This is a genomic window from Blastochloris sulfoviridis, from assembly GCF_008630065.1.
GTDB lineage: Bacteria > Pseudomonadota > Alphaproteobacteria > Rhizobiales > Xanthobacteraceae > Blastochloris > Blastochloris sulfoviridis.
On the sequence record NZ_VWPL01000004.1, the window covers coordinates 167,109 to 184,272 of the forward strand.

17 protein-coding genes are annotated in these 17,164 nt (G+C 69.4%); 7 read left to right on the forward strand and 10 right to left on the reverse strand.

The window, feature by feature from the left end:
* The first annotated feature begins 68 nt into the window (after window positions 1-68).
* The 3 genes from F1193_RS17745 to modA all read left to right on the forward strand — a co-directional run bounded on the left by F1193_RS17745 (window position 69) and on the right by modA (window position 3,216).
* Window positions 69-665 carry a YegP family protein gene (locus F1193_RS17745; protein WP_150096338.1) on the forward strand — a complete coding sequence of 199 codons (597 nt, stop codon included), beginning with the start codon at window positions 69-71 and terminating at the stop codon, window positions 663-665.
* 543 nt (window positions 666-1,208) lie between these two features.
* The gene (mepA, locus tag F1193_RS03815; protein WP_150096339.1) at window positions 1,209-2,141 is read left to right on the forward strand and encodes a penicillin-insensitive murein endopeptidase; all 933 of its coding nucleotides are present in this window, start codon (window positions 1,209-1,211) and stop codon (window positions 2,139-2,141) included.
* Between the two features lie 337 nt (window positions 2,142-2,478).
* Window positions 2,479-3,216: a molybdate ABC transporter substrate-binding protein gene (modA, locus tag F1193_RS03820; protein ID WP_170263324.1), complete on the forward strand. Its 738-nt coding sequence runs from the start codon at window positions 2,479-2,481 to the stop codon at window positions 3,214-3,216.
* Window positions 3,217-3,352: 136 nt separating this feature from the next.
* On the opposite strand, the gene F1193_RS03825 is transcribed toward modA, so the two are convergent.
* The 3 genes from F1193_RS03825 to F1193_RS03835 are packed head-to-tail and all read right to left on the reverse strand — an operon-like array spanning window position 3,353 to window position 6,553.
* On the reverse strand, window positions 3,353-4,960 hold the full coding sequence (locus F1193_RS03825) for a Mur ligase family protein (RefSeq protein WP_150096341.1): 1,608 nt from the start codon (window positions 4,958-4,960) through the stop codon (window positions 3,353-3,355).
* Window positions 4,948-5,736: an alpha/beta fold hydrolase gene (locus tag F1193_RS03830; protein ID WP_150096342.1), complete on the reverse strand. Its 789-nt coding sequence runs from the start codon at window positions 5,734-5,736 to the stop codon at window positions 4,948-4,950. Before F1193_RS03830 ends, F1193_RS03825 begins: the two co-directional genes overlap by 13 nt.
* A gap of 10 nt (window positions 5,737-5,746) precedes the next feature.
* Window positions 5,747-6,553: a M15 family metallopeptidase gene (locus F1193_RS03835; protein WP_150096343.1), complete on the reverse strand. Its 807-nt coding sequence runs from the start codon at window positions 6,551-6,553 to the stop codon at window positions 5,747-5,749.
* Between the two features lie 169 nt (window positions 6,554-6,722).
* On the opposite strand from F1193_RS03835, the gene F1193_RS03840 reads away from it, so the two are divergent.
* Entirely contained in the window at window positions 6,723-7,922 is a 1,200-nt protein-coding gene (locus F1193_RS03840) for a D-alanine--D-alanine ligase (protein WP_150096344.1), read from the forward strand.
* A gap of 292 nt (window positions 7,923-8,214) precedes the next feature.
* On the opposite strand, the gene fmt is transcribed toward F1193_RS03840, so the two are convergent.
* Complete coding sequence (fmt, locus tag F1193_RS03845) at window positions 8,215-9,135, reverse strand: methionyl-tRNA formyltransferase (protein ID WP_150096345.1); 921 nt, start codon at window positions 9,133-9,135, stop codon at window positions 8,215-8,217.
* A gap of 145 nt (window positions 9,136-9,280) precedes the next feature.
* Here fmt and lepA point away from each other — a divergent pair, with 145 nt between their 5' ends.
* Window positions 9,281-11,086 carry a translation elongation factor 4 gene (lepA, locus tag F1193_RS03850; protein WP_150096346.1) on the forward strand — a complete coding sequence of 602 codons (1,806 nt, stop codon included), beginning with the start codon at window positions 9,281-9,283 and terminating at the stop codon, window positions 11,084-11,086.
* Between the two features lie 23 nt (window positions 11,087-11,109).
* On the opposite strand, the gene F1193_RS03855 is transcribed toward lepA, so the two are convergent.
* The 4 genes from F1193_RS03855 to F1193_RS03870 all read right to left on the reverse strand — a co-directional run bounded on the left by F1193_RS03855 (window position 11,110) and on the right by F1193_RS03870 (window position 13,990).
* Window positions 11,110-11,415: a type II toxin-antitoxin system HicB family antitoxin gene (locus F1193_RS03855; RefSeq protein ID WP_342781784.1), complete on the reverse strand. Its 306-nt coding sequence runs from the start codon at window positions 11,413-11,415 to the stop codon at window positions 11,110-11,112.
* A gap of 11 nt (window positions 11,416-11,426) precedes the next feature.
* Entirely contained in the window at window positions 11,427-11,618 is a 192-nt protein-coding gene (locus F1193_RS03860) for a type II toxin-antitoxin system HicA family toxin (RefSeq protein WP_150096347.1), read from the reverse strand.
* Window positions 11,619-11,786: 168 nt separating this feature from the next.
* Window positions 11,787-12,992 (reverse strand): multidrug effflux MFS transporter, encoded by a 1,206-nt coding sequence (locus F1193_RS03865; protein ID WP_150096348.1) that lies wholly within the window; start codon window positions 12,990-12,992, stop codon window positions 11,787-11,789.
* A 227-nt stretch (window positions 12,993-13,219) separates the two neighbouring features.
* Window positions 13,220-13,990 carry an alpha/beta hydrolase gene (locus F1193_RS03870; protein WP_150096349.1) on the reverse strand — a complete coding sequence of 257 codons (771 nt, stop codon included), beginning with the start codon at window positions 13,988-13,990 and terminating at the stop codon, window positions 13,220-13,222.
* A gap of 223 nt (window positions 13,991-14,213) precedes the next feature.
* On the opposite strand from F1193_RS03870, the gene F1193_RS03875 reads away from it, so the two are divergent.
* Window positions 14,214-15,446: a glycosyltransferase family 4 protein gene (locus tag F1193_RS03875; protein ID WP_170263326.1), complete on the forward strand. Its 1,233-nt coding sequence runs from the start codon at window positions 14,214-14,216 to the stop codon at window positions 15,444-15,446.
* Window positions 15,447-15,585: 139 nt separating this feature from the next.
* Window positions 15,586-16,113, forward strand: coding sequence for a translation initiation factor IF-3 (gene infC / locus F1193_RS03880; RefSeq protein WP_150096351.1), 528 nt, complete (start codon window positions 15,586-15,588; stop codon window positions 16,111-16,113).
* A 233-nt stretch (window positions 16,114-16,346) separates the two neighbouring features.
* Here the strand turns inward: infC and F1193_RS03885 are convergent, their stop codons facing one another.
* Together F1193_RS03885 and F1193_RS03890 are read right to left on the reverse strand one after the other, a co-directional pair.
* Window positions 16,347-16,538 carry a hypothetical protein gene (locus tag F1193_RS03885; RefSeq protein ID WP_150096352.1) on the reverse strand — a complete coding sequence of 64 codons (192 nt, stop codon included), beginning with the start codon at window positions 16,536-16,538 and terminating at the stop codon, window positions 16,347-16,349.
* A gap of 110 nt (window positions 16,539-16,648) precedes the next feature.
* A partial coding sequence (locus F1193_RS03890) for an ISAs1 family transposase (protein ID WP_150096353.1) occupies window positions 16,649-17,164 on the reverse strand: 516 nt, incomplete at its 5' end.

Below are 17,164 nucleotides of genomic sequence, written 5' to 3' on the forward strand. Positions count from 1 at the left end.
GCGCGCATTGACGAAAGGCTGAGTCGCTGCGTCGAGTCGCGCGGCGAGCCTAGCAGGGAGGATTTGTCGTGGCGGGCTACAGCTTCGAGATCACCAAGGACCGCAAGGGCGAGTTTCGCGTGCGCTTCAAGGCGCGCAACGGCGAGACGCTGTTCCAGAGCGAAGGCTACACCGCAAAGGCTTCGGCCCTGAACGCCGTCAAATCGATCCTCAAGAATGGCGCCACCGCGGCGATCGTGGATTCGACCAAGGCGCCGAAGGAATCGGCCGCGAAGGCCGCAAAGACCACGAAGGCAAAGACCGGGAAGGCCGCCAAGGCGCCGAAGACCGCCAAGGCAGCGAAGCCCGCGAAGGCCAAGGCGACCAAGGCCGCGAAGGCTGCCGCGCCGAAGGCCGCGACCGCCAAGACGGCGGGCCGCAAAGCCACGGGCAAAGCCGCCAAGACGGCTTCCACGAAGACGGCCGCCACCAAGACGGCTGCGGCCAAGACCACTGCGAAGGCCGCCACTGCAAAAGCCGCCACCGCGAAGGCGGCGAAGCCGAAGCTCGGAAAGCCGAAGACGACGAAGCCGAAGCTCACGCGTGCCCGCAAGCCGAAGGCCGCGCCGGCGCCGGAAGCTGCGCCTGCGTCCGACGCAGCGCCGATGGCGGCGCCGACGGTCTGATCGTCGCCGCGTCATCCCGGCATCGCGCACTGCGCGAGCCGGGATCGGACGTGGAGGCGCGAGCGCACATGAGCCGCGTTCCGTTCACGAACGGTACGCGCTGATGGAGTTGTGCTTCGCCGCGCGATCGATGCTGGATCGTGCGGTTGCGGAAGAAGAACGCCGGCTGATGAGGAACGCCGGCCGATCGAGCCGCCGTTCCGGAGGCCGTTCGCCCGGCGCCCGTCATCATGCGGTTCCGGGCAACGCGTTCGGAATAGCCTTGTTCGGAATGGCCGCGTGCCGAAGGCCGCGCTTGTTCGCTCGCAGATGGGATCCTGCACCCGGGCGCGGGCGGGCACGGTTCGGCTGGACGAGAGTTCGGCTGGACTTGAGGTCGGCTTGACTTGAGGTCGGCTTGACACGCGCACGATTGCCGAGCCGATCGGCCGAAACTCATCGGGACCGCGGACGACCGGCAGGGCCGCTCCACGCGATCTCGAGGCCGCAGGATCGCGAGGCGGTCTCGCGGACTGTGCAAGACGACAGCTCAGCGAGGCCGGCATGGTGCTGACGCGTGTTGTTCTCCTCCCGGCGCTCGTCGCCGCGTCGGCGCTGCTGGCGGCACTTGGCCCGGCCGCCGCGCAGACGCCGGGCACGCTCGATCCGGTGCCGCTGCCGCCCCTGTCCAACCCCTCCGATCCGTCGCTCGCCGCGAAGGAGCTGTTCGGCCGCGCGACCAGCCCGGCGCCGGGGCCGGCGCGGGTGATCGGCGGGTTCGCGCGCGGCTGCCTTGCCGGCGCGGTGGCGCTGCCGATCGACGGCGAGGCGTGGCAGGTGATGCGCCTGTCGCGCAACCGCAACTGGGGCCATCCATCGCTGATCGGCTTCCTGGAACGCGTTGCGCGCAAGGTGCCGGCGGCGGTCGGCTGGCCCGGCATCCTGGTGGGCGACCTGTCGCAGCCGCGCGGCGGCCCCATGCTCACCGGCCACGCCAGCCACCAGATCGGGCTCGACGCCGACATCTGGCTGACGCCGATGCCGAAGACCACCCTGTCGCGCGCCGACCGCGAGACGATGAGCGCGACCAATGTCGTCGCCGCCGACTGGAACGATGTCGACCCCGCCACCTGGACGCCGCAGCACCGCGCGCTGATCCGCCTGTTCGCAATGCAGCCGGAGGTGTCGCGCGTGCTGGTCAATCCGGCGATCAAGAAGGCGCTGTGCCGCGAGGCGGGTAAGGATCGCGGGTGGCTCGCCAAGGTGCGCCCGTGGTGGGGGCACAATTATCACACCCACATTAGGCTGCGCTGCCCGGTCGGCGCCAAGGACTGCCGCGAGCAGGGCGCCGTTCCCGGCGGCGACGGCTGCGGCGGCGATCTCGCCTGGTGGTTCAGCGCCGATGCGCGAAAGCCCAAACCGCCGTCGCGGCCGTCGCCGCCGCTCAAGCTGGGCGATCTGCCGCCGGAGTGCCGGAGCGTGGCGTTCGCGCAATAGGTCCGAACAGGATGGATCGGCCGCTGCTGCCCGGCGCGCGGCCCAGGGTGGCCGGCCCGGCACCGCGACGGCAGGGGCCCGGAGAGAGTCCAAGACAGCGACCGCGAAAGCGTCCTATAATGCGAGGGAATTTCCGATTGCTATTGGCAGCGTCCGACGACTTGGCTAAGAGCCGCTTGAACCCGCCGACGCGTTCGCTGCGATGACCGATCACCGATTCTCCACTCAGCGCCCCTCTCGCCGCGCCGTCTTGACGGGCGCGGCGGGCGGACTGCTGCTGGCACTGCCGGGGTTGGCGCAGGCGGAGAACGGGGTCCAGACCCCGGCCACTCCCCCAGTGAACGATGGCGTGCAGGAGCGGCCGCAAGAGCGCCCGGCAGACCGTCCGCTCAGCGTGCTGGCGGCGGACGCCCTGCGGCCCACGCTCGACGACATCGTCGGCCTCTATACGGCGGCGAGCGGCCTGCGGGTGATGGTCACCTATGGCGCGTCCGACGCGCTGGCCGAGACGCTCGACCAGGGCGCGGCCGCCGACCTGTTCATTTCCGACGTGCGGGCGGCGATGGATCTTGCCGTCGATCGGCGGCTGGTGAAGGCGGAGAGCCGGCGCAGCCTCGCCTCCAATCGGCTGGTGCTGGTGGCGCCCAAGGATTCAAGCCTCATCGAGGTGCTGCTCGGCCCCGGCACGCGGCTGTCGACGCTGGCCGGGCAGGGACGCATCGCCGTCGGCGCCGCCGAGGCGATGCCGGGCGCGGTGGTGCGCACGGCGCTGGAAAGCCTCGGCCTGTGGGCCGATGCGGAACCCTGCCTGACGGCGGCGGAGACGTCGCGCGCGGCGGTGGCCATGGTCGGCCGCGGCGAGGCGCCGCTCGGCATCGTCTTCGTCTCCGATTCGCGCTTCGATCCGGCGGTGAAGGTGGTCGGAATCTTTCCGGAGACCAGCCATCGGCCGATCGTCTATGAGGGCGCGCTCACCGCGACCGCCGGCATCAGCGCCCCGGCGCTGCTGGATTTCCTCCAGAGCGCGGCGGCCCGTGCGGCGTTCGAGAAGGCCGGCTATCTGACGCTGAAGTGAGACGGCTCCCGGCCTGATGCTGACTCGGGCTGATCCCTTCGGGATACCGGACACGGTCTCGCCGGAAATCCTTGTTCGAAAACGGTATTTCCGGCGAACGGAATACGAAGCCCCGGCCTGTCGGCCGGATTTCGCATCACAGCCGCAGCTTGCGCTCATAGAGGTCGGGCAGGTCGTTCTCGAACAGCACGACGTCGCCGGCGTGCACATTGGCCTTGAGCCATGCGAGCGCCTCGGCGAAGCTGGCGCACGGGATCACCGGCCGATCCGGCGCGGCGTGGCGGAAGGTATCGACGAACGCCTCGATGCGGTCGGGGATCACCGGCAGCAGCACGTCGACATGATTGGCGGCAATCGCCCCAAGCCTGGCGTGCTCGTCGTGGTGGATCTCGCCGAGTTCGACCATGCCGGGCGTGACCAGGATGCGCCGCCCGCCCGCGCCGACGATCAGGTCGAGCGAGGCCAGGGCCGCGGCGAACCCCACGGGGTTGGAGTTGTAGGCATCGTCGATGACGATCGAGCCGTCGGGCTGCGGGTTGACCTCCAGCCGGTGGGCGATCTGCGGCGTCGATTTGAGCGCGGTGACGAGGTCGTCGGGGTTGGCGCCGAGCGCGCAGGCGGCGGCAAACGCCAGCGCCATGTTGCCGGCATGATGCAGGCCGTGCAGCGGCGCCTTGAGCGCGTAGGTCTTGCCCTCCCACACCACGTCGGCCTCGACGCCGTCGCGGCTTTCGCGGGTGGCGAGCACCTTGAGCCGCGCGTCCGTCTCCGGCCCGACGACGATCACCTTGTCGGACCCCTCGCCGAGGAACGCCTTCGCCGCCGCGAACGACAGCGCCTGGCCGGCGAGAATGACGATGCCGTCGCGCGTGCGCGCCGCCGCCGCCAGTTCGAACTTGGTTTTCGCCACGGTGTCGAGCGACTTGAAACGCTCATAGTGCGCCGGGCCGATGGCGGTGACGAGGGCGAGGTCGGGCGGGGCGAGACGGCACAGCCGGGCGATCGAGCCCGGACCATAGGCCCCCATCTCGCAGACGAAGAAGCGGTGATAGGGCGCAAGCTGCTCGCGCACGATGCGGGCGATGCCCATCGGCGTGTTGACGCTGCCCGGCGTCACCAGGGTCGGCGCCTGGATCGACAGCAGGTGGCCGAGGATGTGCTTGACCGAGGTCTTGCCGAACGAGCCGGTGATGCCGACGACCGACGGCTTCAGCTTCTCGAGCTTGTCGTGCGCCTCGGTCCAGAACCGCTTCTGCTCGCGCGCCTCGAAGGGCATCAGCACGAGATTGCCGAGAACGAGAACGAACGGGATCGCTTGCACCGCGGCAATCCAGGCGAGGAGCGGCGCCTGCCAGACGACGAGCGCGCCGACGATCAGCGCCATCAGCACGCCGCTTGAGATCAGGATGCGCCGGGCGCGCGCGGTGACGACCAGCTTCTTCTTGGCCACCTGCCGCGGGTCAGGCTCCTGCCAGCCGAAATAGACGAAGGTCACGGCGCCGAACAGCGAGCCGATGGCGCCGATCACCGGCTCCTCGGTCCGCAGGAAGCCGATGCCCAGCACCGCCAGCGCGGCGCTGGCGCGCATGTCGAAGGCGAAGGAGCGAAACAGCCAGGCGAGGAAGCGCCCGCCGTCATATTCCTCCTGCTGGAACACGTGCAGATAGGTCAGCGCCCGCTTCCAGGCGAAGAATGCGAACGTGCCGGCAACGACCAGCGTTGCGATCAGGGTCAGGCTAGCCATCCGAGCCCCTTCAGGAAGGTTTGGATCTGGAACAGGGTTTGCGGCCGGGCCTGGCCCAGCACGGTGTAGTGGTCCTGGCGCTCCAGCAGCACGAGCCTGGAGCCGGGGATCAGTGCGTTCAGCCGCTGGCCGATCTCGGGCGGCGTCTCGGCGTCGAGGGTGCCGTAGACCAGCAGCGTCGGCACCTTCACCGCGCGCGCCACCTCGGTCAGGTCTTCGCGGATGGTTTCGAGGAACACCGCGCGCATCGCCCCGGCATTGGCATAGTCGGCGCTGCCGAAGCGGGCGCGCAGGCGGTCGCGCGCCGGCCCTTCCGGCACGAACAGCTTCATCGTCTTGAAGGCGCGCACCTTGAGCCACATCCGCGCCCGCTGCCACGGTGAGCGCTGGCGCTGCAGCCCGGCGGCGGCGACGAGGCACAGCGCATCGACGGCCTGCGGATGGCGGGCGGCAAGCTGCAGGCCGACGCGGCAGCCGAAGGAATGGCCGATCCACACCCGCCGGCCGGGCGGCAAGGTGGCGAGCCAGCCGGCGACGGCATCGGCATAGTCGGCGGTCGACCAGGCGGCGGGCGGCGGCGGGCTTTGGCCGAAGCCGGGAAAGTCGATCAGGGTGGAGCGGCCCCAGCGCGCCGCACTTTCGGCGAGCGGCGCCATCGCCGCGCCCGACTGGCCCCAGCCGTGCGCCCAGATCAGATGCAGGCCGCCTTCGCCCGCTTCGCCCGAATGGACGAGATGGACCGGCGCACCGGCCATCGCCACGGTCTCGATGGTCATGCCGGCCTCGTCATGGCTGCGGCACCGGCCGGTAGAAGGCGGCGGCGCCGCCGCCGCGCACCGCGGCCCACAGCCGGGTGCCCAGGTCGAAATGCCAGTATTCCTCGGGATAGTTGGTGAAGCCCTCGGTCGCCATGGCGTGGGTCAGGATGCGGCGGGCAAGGAGGCGCGGATCGTCCGCCGCGATGCGCCCGGCGGCAAGCTCGCGCTCGAAGAAATCGGTCTCGCTGCGCTGGCCGGCCTCGTCGAACCCGGCGCCGAAATCGAGGAGCGCGCCGCCGTCGCACTCGCGCAGCGCCACGTCCACCGCGCCGCCGGTGAGGTGCGGCGGCCAGGTGCCGGGGTCGGCCTCGTCGAACCCGCGCGGATCGGCGATGAAGGTCGAGACCTCGTGGGTCACCTGCATGTCCGACCAGGAGGGGTGCGCGCGGCGGACCTTGCGCTCGTAGAAGTCCCACAGGCCGCGCTGGGTGGCGAGCGGCCGCCAGCCGTCGTGAAGCCATAGCGCAAGCCCGAAGGGGGCCAGCGCCCGCTCGACCCGCACAAGCGCCTCCGCCACCCCGCGCCGGACGAGCAGGTCCGGGACGGCGCCGTCGATCGGCGCGCCATAGGGCGGGTTGCGGCCGTCGCGAATCGCATAATAGCTCTCGCCCTGCAGGCCGTGGGCGCGGGCATCGACCAGCGGCTCGCGGCCGCGGGCATCGCCGGCATCGAACGGCACCTGCCGGGCGCGCACCATGGCGCCGCGCCCGACCTGCGGGACGGGACGGCCGGCGAGGGGGTGGCTTTTCAGCCGGACGGGACTCACTATTGCCATGACCGTGGCGTTTTAGGACGTCGGCCGGGCTTGAGCAAAGAAACGTTGGGCCAAGGGACGTTTTGGGCCAAGGGGCGCTCAGCGCCCAGCCGCCGAGTCCGGCGGAATCGGGGATCGGCAGCGCATCCGGGCTGCGGTTTTGGGGGCTTCGCTTGAGGGGGCTTTGGACATGAGGACGCGGGTCGCGGTTCTGTTCGGCGGGCGCTCGCCCGAGCACGACGTGTCGATCGTCACCGGGTTGCAGGCGCTGGACGCGCTCGACCAGGGCCGCTTCGACGCGTTCCCGGTCTATGTGTCGACCACCGGGCGCTGGTTCGTCGGCGATTCCCTGCGCGAGCGCAGCTTCTATCTGCCCGGCCCCGAGGCCGAGAAGCGGCTGACCCAGGTGACGCTCGATTTGACGCCGAACGATCTCGGCCAGGGCGTGCTCCTGCCCAAGGACAAGGGCGGGCTGTTCTCGCGCACCAAGGAGATCCCCTTCGACGTGGCGCTGCCCGCCTTCCACGGCCTGATCGGCGAGGACGGCCAGATCCAGGGCGCGTTCGAGACCGCCAATGTCGCCTATGCCGGCATGCGCACGCTGGCCTCCGCCGTGCTGATGGACAAGGTGGCGACCAAGCGCATCCTCGCCGAGACCCGCATTCCCCAGCTTCCCTGCGAGGTGATCGAGCGGCCGGCGAGCGGGCTTCTGCCGTCCGCCGAGGTGCTGGCCGAGCTGACCAAGGCGCTGGCCTTTCCGCTGATCGTCAAGCCGGCGCATCTCGGCTCGTCGATCGGCGTCGCCAAGGTCGCCGATGTCGAGGAATTGCGGGCGGTGCTGCCGCCGATCTTCAAGCTCGACACGCAGGCGATCGTCGAGCCCTTCGTCGAGAACCTGGTCGAGTACAACATCGCGGTCTCGGGCTTCGACGGCCGCGTGCAGACCTCGGCCATCGAGCGGCCGAAGCGCGCCGCCGACCTGCTCGACTTCAAGCAGAAATATCTCTCCGGCAGCCCCAAGGGCGCCAAGGTGCCGGGAGTGCGCAGCGAGGGCATGCTGTCGCTCACCCGCGACATCAATCCGGTGCTGCCGGACGGCCTGGAGGCCAAGCTGCGCAAATGGGCCGAGCAGACCTTCGTCGCCGTCGGCGGCACCGGCACGCCGCGCATCGACTTCCTCGGCAATGCCGAGACCGGGGCGATCTTCCTCAACGAGGTCAATCCGTGCCCCGGCTCGTTTGCCTTCTTCCTGTGGGAGGCGGCGGCCGAGCCGATGCTGTTCACCGAGCTCTTGTCCAAGCTGATCGACGAGGCCCAGGCCCAGCACCGCGCCCGCCAGATCCCGGCCGACCCGACGCTGCCCGACGCACGGCTGTTCCCGCGCGACTGAAGTGGGGGCAGGCTTTGTCGCCGAAAATTACAGAGAGATCTCCCGGAAATCGCATCCCATGGATTCCGGGGAGTGGTTCCAAGCCACCGCGGGCCGGGTGCCGCCTTCTTCCCTCTCCCCTTGGGGGAGAGGGTGGCGAGACCGAGCGAGGCGAGGTCGCGCCGGGTGAGGGGTGCTAACGGCTATCGCTGGAAGATTCACCCCCCTCACCCGCCTCGCGATCCTTGATCGCTCGGCACCCTCTCCCGCAAGGGGAGAGGGAAAGGGGCCGAGCTTATCCCGCGGACCGCGGTCAGCCGGCCGTGCTGCCGGCTGCCACTGGCGTGCCGCGCAGGAAGGCGTCGGCCGCCATCGGCGCCTTGCCGGCGCGCTGCAGCTCGATGAGACGCACCGCGCCCGCGCCGCAGGCGATCGCGAGGCGGTCGTCGAGCGCGGTACCGGGCGTGCCGGACCCCTCCACCAGGGTCGAGCGCAGCACCTTGACCCGCACCCCGTCCAGCTCGAACCAGGCGCCGGGGAAGGGGCTGAGGCCGCGGATGTGGTTGTGGACCTCGGAGGCCTGCCGCGACCAATCGATGCGGGTCTCGGTTTTCTCGATCTTCCTGGCGTAGGTGACGCCCTCCTCAGCCTGCGGCGTGAAGGCGAGCCCGCCGCGCTCCAGCGCCGAGAGCGCCCGCACCATCAGGTCGGCGCCGAGCGCCATCATGCGGTCGTGGACGTCGCCGGCGGTGTCGTCCGCCTTGATGGCGAAGCGCTCGGCCATGGCGACCGGGCCGGTATCCAGCCCCTCGTCCATCTTCATCACCATCACCCCGGTCTCTGCGTCGCCGGCCATCACCGCGCGCTGGATGGGGGCGGCGCCCCGCCAGCGCGGCAGGAGCGAGCCGTGCAAATTGAGGCAGCCGTACACCGGCGCCTCCAGCACCGGCTTGGGCAGGATCAGCCCATAGGCCACCACCACCGCGACGTCGGCGCCATGCGCGCGGAAGGCCTCCTGCGCCTCCTCGGTGCGCAGCGTCTTGGGGTGCAGCACGGGGATGGCGAACCGGTCGGCGAGCTGGTGGACCGGGCTCTTGGTCAGCGCCATGCCGCGCCCGGCCGGGGCCGGGGCGCGGGTATAGACGGCCTTGACGGTGTGGCCATGGCCGACGATTTCGGCCAGCGTCGGCACGGAAAAGTCGGGCGTGCCCATGAAGACGATGTTGAGCGGCATGCCCTCTCCTAGCCTCTGGCGCGGGCGGGGAAAAGCGCCCGGCTGCGCCGCCGCCGGCTGCGATGGCGAAACCCATCGGGTCGAAACCACTTGGCTGGGCGGCGCGGCGCTTTGAATCGGCCACATCGGATGCTATCCCCCGCGTATGACCGAGCGCCCGATCGACAACATCCGCAACTTCACCATCGTCGCCCACATCGACCATGGCAAATCCACGCTGTCGGACCGGCTGATACAGCTCACCGGCACGGTGGCCGAGCGCGACATGGTCGAGCAGGTGCTCGATTCGATGGATATCGAGCGCGAGCGCGGCATCACCATCAAGGCGCAGACGGTACGGCTGGCCTACCGCGCCAAGGACGGCAAGGACTATATTCTTAACTTGATCGACACCCCAGGCCACGTCGACTTCGCCTACGAGGTCTCGCGCTCGCTCGCCGCCTGCGAGGGCTCGCTCTTGGTGGTCGACGCCTCGCAAGGGGTGGAGGCCCAGACGCTGGCCAATGTCTACCACGCCCTCGACGCCGGCCATGAGATCGTGCCGGTGCTGAACAAGGTCGACCTGCCGGCGGCCGAGCCCGACAAGGTCAAGGCGCAGATCGAGGACGTCATCGGCCTCGATGCCTCGAACGCCGTGATGATCTCGGCCAAGACCGGGCTCGGCGTGCCGGACGTGCTGGAGGCGATCGTCCACCGCCTCCCCCCGCCCAAGGGCGACCGCGCGGCGCCGCTGAAGGCGCTGCTCGTCGACTCCTGGTACGACGCCTATCTCGGCGTGGTGGTGCTGGTGCGGGTCATCGACGGCGAGCTCAAGCGCGGCCAGCGCATCCGCATGATCGGCACCGGCGCGACGTACGAGGTCGACAAGGTCGGGGTGTTCGCGCCGAAGATGAAGGACACCGATGTCCTCGGCCCCGGCGAGATCGGCTTCCTCACCGGCTCGATCAAGGAGGTGGCCGACACGCGGGTCGGCGACACCATCACCGACGAAAAGCGCCAGACCGCCGTCGCTCTGCCGGGCTTCAAGCCGGCGCAGCCGGTGGTGTTCTGCGGCCTGTTCCCGGTCGATGCCGCCGACTTCGAGGCGCTGCGCGCGGCGATGGGCAAGCTCCGGCTCAACGACGCGAGCTTCACCTATGAGATGGAGACGTCGGCGGCGCTCGGCTTCGGCTTCCGCTGCGGCTTCCTCGGCCTGCTGCACCTCGAAATCATCCAGGAGCGGCTGGAGCGCGAGTTCAACCTCGACCTCATCGCCACCGCGCCCTCGGTGGTCTACCGCATCAAACTGACCAATGGCGAGGAGATCGAACTCCACAACCCGGCCGACATGCCCGATCCGGTGAAGGTGTCGGACATCGCCGAGCCGTGGATCGAGGCCACCATCATGACGCCGGACGACTATCTCGGCGCCGTGCTGAAGCTCTGCCAGGACCGCCGCGGCGAGCAGCTCGACCTCTCTTATGTCGGCGCGCGCGCGATGGTGCGGTATGCGCTGCCGCTCAACGAGGTGGTGTTCGACTTCTACGACCGGCTGAAATCCGTGTCGCGCGGCTACGCCTCGTTCGACTACCACATCACCGGCTATCGCACCGGCGACCTCGTCAAGATGCAGATCCTGGTCAATGCCGAGCCGGTGGACGCGCTGGCGATGCTGGTCCACCGCACCCGCGCGGAAGGGCGCGGCCGGGCGATGTGCGAGAAGCTGAAGGAGTTGATCCCGCCGCACATGTTCCAGGTGCCGATCCAGGCGGCGATCGGCGGCAAGATCGTCGCCCGCGAGACGGTGCGCGCCTTCCGCAAGGACGTCACCGCCAAGTGCTATGGCGGCGATATCTCCCGCAAGCGCAAGCTGCTCGATAAGCAGAAGGAGGGCAAGAAGCGCATGCGCCAGTTCGGCAAGGTCGAGATCCCGCAGGAGGCGTTCATCGCGGCGCTGAAGGTGGATGGGTGAGGGCGCGATAGAGCGCCTGAACCCTATTCAGCCGCGTAAGCGGCGGGCTCGAACGGCACCAAGGCGATGAGATGGCCGGCGATGTCGGCCGCCGCCGCCGGGTCGGCCCTGAGCGCGGCCACCGAGCGCGGCGCCGGCATGGCCCGGCCGGCGTCGGCCAGCGCCTCGGAATAGAGGGTCAAGGCTTCACGGGCGTTGGCGAGCGCAGTCTCGACGTCGTCTCCACCAGAAAAACACCCCGGCAGATCCGGAAACCACACGCCGACGGCGGTCTCGGGCCCGGTGTCCTCGACGATGGCGAGATAGTGGGACATGACAAAGTGGGACATGGCAAACCCGCTCAGATCGGCCAACCAGCCTCGTTGTAGATGGCACGAACCAGCCCGATCCCCAAGTCCTTCCTGGGATGCGGCAGGACGATGACCTTGCCGGTCCTCGGGTGCCGGAACACGTGATGCGAGCCGCGGGTGCGCACCAGCACCCAGCCATCGGCGTCGAGGCGTCGCATGATGTCGCGGCTGTTGGTGAGCATGTCGACGAAGGACCTCCCGGTCCCGCTTGCATTCCAGATGGGTTCCCTTCCCCTCGCCGCTTCGCGGCTCGGCCGGGAACGACCGTGGCGGATATTTCGCACAACTTCAAAGCGGGTGTCATCGCAATGAAGCTCTCCCGCGAGCGCTCCTGATCATGGATCGTCGCCTCACCCATGCTCGCGTTCGGCGAGGCGGTCGGCCCGCGTCGTCACCCACAGCACGGCCGCGGCGATGCCGGCGGCGGCGATGGTCGCGGCCATCGGCAGCGGCGTCGACCCCAGCGAATGGCCGACCCACACGCCCACGGCGGCGGCGAACGTCATCTGGCTGAAGCCGACCAGCGAGGACGCCGCCCCCGCCCGATCCGGAAACGGGATCAGCGCGCCGGCCACCGCGCTGGGGAAGGAGAGCCCGAACCCCAGCATGTAGACCACCATGGCGGCGACCAGCAGCGCCGGCTCGGCCGCACCCGCCAGCACGATCCCCAGCATGGCGAGACCGCCCGTGGCACTCGCCGCGGTGCCGAGCCCGACCGTGATGTCGATGCCGACCTTTGGATTGAGCCGCGTCGCCAGCACCGTGCCGACGATGTAACCGACCACGCCGATCGAGAACGCCACGCCGAAGGCGAATTGCGAGAAACCGTAGAGGCCCTGCAGCACGAAGGACGAGCCCGAGATCCAGGCGAACATGCCGGCGAAGGTCGCCACCAGGATGCCGAGATAGCCGCGAAAGCCGCCATTGCGCAGGATGCCGCCGAAGATGCGCAGGATGGTGAGCGGCGAGGGCACGTCCGGCGCCCGGCGCGCCAGCGTCTCTGGCAGGCCGGCCAGCACCCAGGCGCTGGCGGCCAGGCCATAGACCAGCATGAAGCCGAAATTGGCGCGCCAGCCGAACACCGTCTCCAGCGCGGCGCCCAGCACCGGCGCCACCGCCGGCACGAAGCCCATGATCGCCCCCATGCGGGCCAGCTCCAGGCCGGCGCGCGGGCCGGCATAGAAGTCGCGCACGATGGCGCGGCCGATCACCATCGGCGCGCACGCGCCGATCGCCTGCACGAAGCGGCCGACGATCAGCAGCTCGATCGAGGTGGCCATGGCGCAGGCGGCGCTGGCGGCGACATAGATCGCCAGGCCCGCCAGCAGCACCGGCTTCCTGCCATAGCGGTCCGACAGCGGGCCATAGACGACCTGGCCGAGCGCGAAGCCGACCATGAACAGCGACAGCGTAAGCTGCACCTCGGCCGCCGAGGTCTCCAGCGCGCCGGCGATCGAGGGCAGCGAGGGCAGATAGATGTCGGTCGACAGCGCCGCGAGCGAGGTCAGGAGCGCAAGCAGCACGGTCGAGGCGACCGTGTCGGGGCGGATCGGCATGAAGGGCTCCGGTGGGGCTCCGGCGGGGTGCAGCGGACCCGCCGTCCTATCCGGCGCGGGGGGGACTGTCGAGCGGCGGCGGGTTTGCCGCGCAATCGCCTTCCGTCGCCCCGGACAAGGGCCGGAGGCCCGCAATCCGGGACCGTTTTCAGGAAGGGGGGCTTTCCCGGAGGACGATCCCGGCTCTCGGCTGACGCCTCGGCCGGGATGACGAGGTCAAGAGTCGGTCAGCCGCTCAGATCCGCGATGGCGCGGACGATCAAGTCGAGATCCTCGGGGCGGGACAGGCGGTGGTCGCCATCCTTGATCAGGGTCAAGGTGGCGTCGTCCTGGGCGAGCCGCTCGACCAGCCGCATCGTGTGCTGCCAGGGCACGTCGGGATCGGCCATGCCCTGCAGGATGCGCACCGGGCAGCCGGTGCGCACCACGTCGCCGAGGATCAGGTTGGTCCGCCCGTCCTCGATCAGCCCGCGGGTAATCGTGTAGGGCATCTCGCCATAGTCGGTGGGCGCCTGCCACACGCCCTCCTCCAGCACCGCGCGCTGACCCTCGGGCGGCATCTGCTGCCACATTAGCGCCTCGGTGAAGTCGGCGGCCGGGGCGATCAGCACCAGTCCCTTCAGCCGGCCGGGCGTGGCGAGCAGCGAGCGGGCGAGCAACAGCGCGATCCAGCCGCCCATCGACGAGCCGACCACCACGGTCTCGCCGGGGCAGCAGGCGTCGAAGACGGCGCGCGCCTCCTCGGCCCAGCGCGAGATGGTGCCGTCCTCGAACCGGCCCTCGGATTCCCCGTGGCCGGAATAGTCGAAGCGCACATAGGCGCGGCCGGCGCCTGCCGCCCATTCGGCGAGGTGGCTGGCCTTGGTGCCGGCCATCTCCGACATGAAGCCGCCGCACCACAGCACCGTTGGCCCGCGCCCCGAAAGGCTGCGCACCGCAATGGTGCGCGCCGACCCGCCCGTGCCGGCAGCAAGCAATTGCAGATGTTCGCCGTCCATGTCACATCCCACTACGTCGTCACATCCCACCGTGTCATACGGTTTCCGGTTGATCCCTTCGGGATACCGGAAACGGTCTCGCCGAAAACCCCTTGTTCGAAAGCGGGATTTTCGGCGATCGGAATACGGCTCGAAGGCTTGATCAGCCGGAAACCGTATCACATCACCGCCAAACGCCGCCGGCATGCCCGAGGAGGGGCACGGCCGCAAGAGGCTCAGGTTCATGCAGCAGCCCAACCCGACGCAACCCGGCCCGGCGGACCGCCTGACGGTGATGCAGATCATTCCCGCCCTGGAGTCGGGCGGGGCGGAGCTCGGCACCGTCCAGGTCGCCGAGGCCCTGTGCAAGGCCGGCCACCGGGCGCTGGTGGTGTCGCGCGGCGGGCGGATGGAGACGCCGATCCACGATTGCGGCAAGCTGATCCGGCTCGACGTCGCCTCCAAGAACCCGCTCACCATCATCGCCAACGGCGTGCGGCTGGCGCTGCTGGCCCGCCGGGAAGGGGTGGACGTGCTGCACGTGCGCTCGCGCGCCCCGTCCTGGAGCACGCTGATCGCCTCCAAGCTGACCGGCATTCCCTATATCGGCACCTACCACACCATCTACCGCGAGCAGAGCGGGCTGAAGAACCTCTACAATTCCGCCGTTGTGCGCGGCGCGCGGGTGATCGCGGTGGGCGACGAGACCGCCGCCGTCATGCGCCAGCGATATCCGTTCCTGCCTGCGGCGCGCATCGTCACCATCCACCGCGGCGTCGACCTCAACGTGTTCGATCCCGCCGCGGTGACCGCCGAGCGCAAGGCGGCGCTGGCCGCGGCCTGGCGCCTGCCCGAGGGCGCCGAGGTGGCGCTGCTGCCCGGCCGCATCGTCCACCGCAAGGGCCACCACGTGTTCATCCGTGCCATCCACCGGCTGGTGGAAGGCGGCCGCGACAATCTCGTCGGCGTGTGCGCCGGCGACGACCAGGGCCGGAGCCGCTATCACGACGAGATGGCGGCGCTGGTGGCGAGCCTGGACCTCGAGGACCACATCCGCTTCGTCGGCCACTGCGAGGACATGCCGGCGGCCTACGCGCTGTCGCGGGTGGCGGTGTCGGCGGCGGTGGAGAGCGAGGGGCTGCAGCGCGCCATCCTGGAGGCGCAGGCGATGGGCGTGCCGGTGGTGGTGTCCGACGTCGGCTCCGGCATCGAGGTGGTGCGGGCGACGCCGCGCGTCGCCGAGAGCGAGACCACCGGCTACAATGTCCAGGCCGGCGACCCCGAGGCCCTGGCCGAGGCGATCGACCGGGTGCTGCGGCTCGCGCCGGCCGACTACGACGCGATGAGCGGGCGGGCAAGCGCCTGGGCGCGCGGCAGCTTCTCGCACGAGGTGTTCACCGCCAAGACGCTGGCGCTCTACCGCGAGGTGGTTGACGAAGCCCGCGGCGCCGGCCCCGCCGCCGCGCAAAAAGCTTAAGCAAAGGCCTTATCGAAGAATTGACTTCCCCTGGAATAGTCCCAATCTTACCGCTCCCCCGAACCGGACCGCGCACCGCCGCGGCAACGCGGGCGGATTGCTTCAACAGCTAGAGGAGATACCTGCCATTCGCCGTCCGATGAAACCTTTGCCGGTCCCGCCCAAGGACGGGCCGCGCGTCAACCGCGAGATCCGCATCCGCGAAGTGCAGCTTATCGACCAGAACGGCTCCAACCTCGGGGTAACCCCGACGTTCGAGGCGCTGAAGCTGGCCGAGGAGGCCGGGCTCGACCTGGTCGAGGTGGCGCCCAATTCCAGCCCGCCGGTCTGCAAGATTCTCGACTACGGAAAGTACAAGTTCCTTGAGCAGAAGAAGGCTGCCGAGGCGCGAAAGAACCAGAAGATCGTCGAGGTCAAGGAGATCAAGCTGCGCCCGGGCATCGACGACCACGACTACGACGTCAAGATGAAGGCCATGAAGCGCTTCTTCGAGGAGGGCGACAAGGTCAAGGTGACGTTGCGCTTCCGTGGTCGCGAAATGGCGCACCAGGATCTCGGTGCCAAGCTGCTCGACCGGGTGAAGGACGATGTCGGTCCCCTCGCCAAGGTCGAACAGGATCCGAAGATGGAAGGCAAGCAGATGATCATGATCCTGGCGCCGCGCTGAGCGTGTCGGCCAGGACACCTCTGCGGGATCACGGCGCCTCGACGCGACGCCGGATCACCCAACTCTCCCGCGCAGGCCCGGCCCCGTCCGGGCCTTTTGCGTCCCTGGAGCATTCTCCGCAAAAGTGGGAAGCGGTTTTGCGGAAGCAGAATGCGGCCATGCGCCAAGCTGGCCTGTCCGACCGTATCAGTCTCATCGGCGGCCGCTCGGGATTCAGTGCGAGGACCGGAGGTTCACTGCGGGGAACGGCTGGAGCGCGCCAGGAGCCAGCGGATGCCCCGGGTGACGAGCGCCGTCAGCAGCACGGCGATCATCAGCGCCGCCGCCACATAGGTCTGGTCGGTGCGGCCCGACAGCCCGACGAAGGCGAACGTGATCGCGGCGATCGCGAGGCCCTGGGCGATCCGGACGAGGTACGGGTTCATGCGCCAACAGGACCATGAGGGCGGCGCGCTGTCCAGCCGGTTCGCACGCCGCCAGCGACCCCACGGTGCGGCTCGGCGGCGGCCGGCAGGCAGGGCAATCGGGTGAAAAATCACGCTGCCAGGAGGCTTGCGAGGAAGTCGTCGTCCCAGGCGGCGACTTTTCGCTTGAGGCGGAGAGAATCCTTGCCCGGGGCCTTGCGGATGAGGTTTAGGGCCATGTGCTTGAGGGTGGTGAAATTGGCGGGGGCGTGATCGGTGCGGACGCGGCAGTCGTCGTCGCGGAACACCATGTCCATGACCCAATGCAGGCTGTTCTCCACCGCCCAGTGGCTGCGGATGACGGGTCCGAGCTGGTCGGCCTGGGACGCCAGCGAGGAGACATAGAAGCGGGTCTCCTGCTCGATCTTGGCGCCGATCTCGCGCGTGCTCTCGACCATGACGACGCTGGTCAGGCCGGGCCAGTCGTGGCGGTCTTTCAGCCAGGCAATGTCGTGGAGCACCGTGGTGGCGCGGGTCTCGATGCGGCCGTGATCGCCGTCGACGCTGTGGTGGCGGCTGATCGCGGTGTCCTTGAAACCATTGGCTTTCTGCTCGGCGGCGAACAACTCGACGTCCTCTCGCAAGCT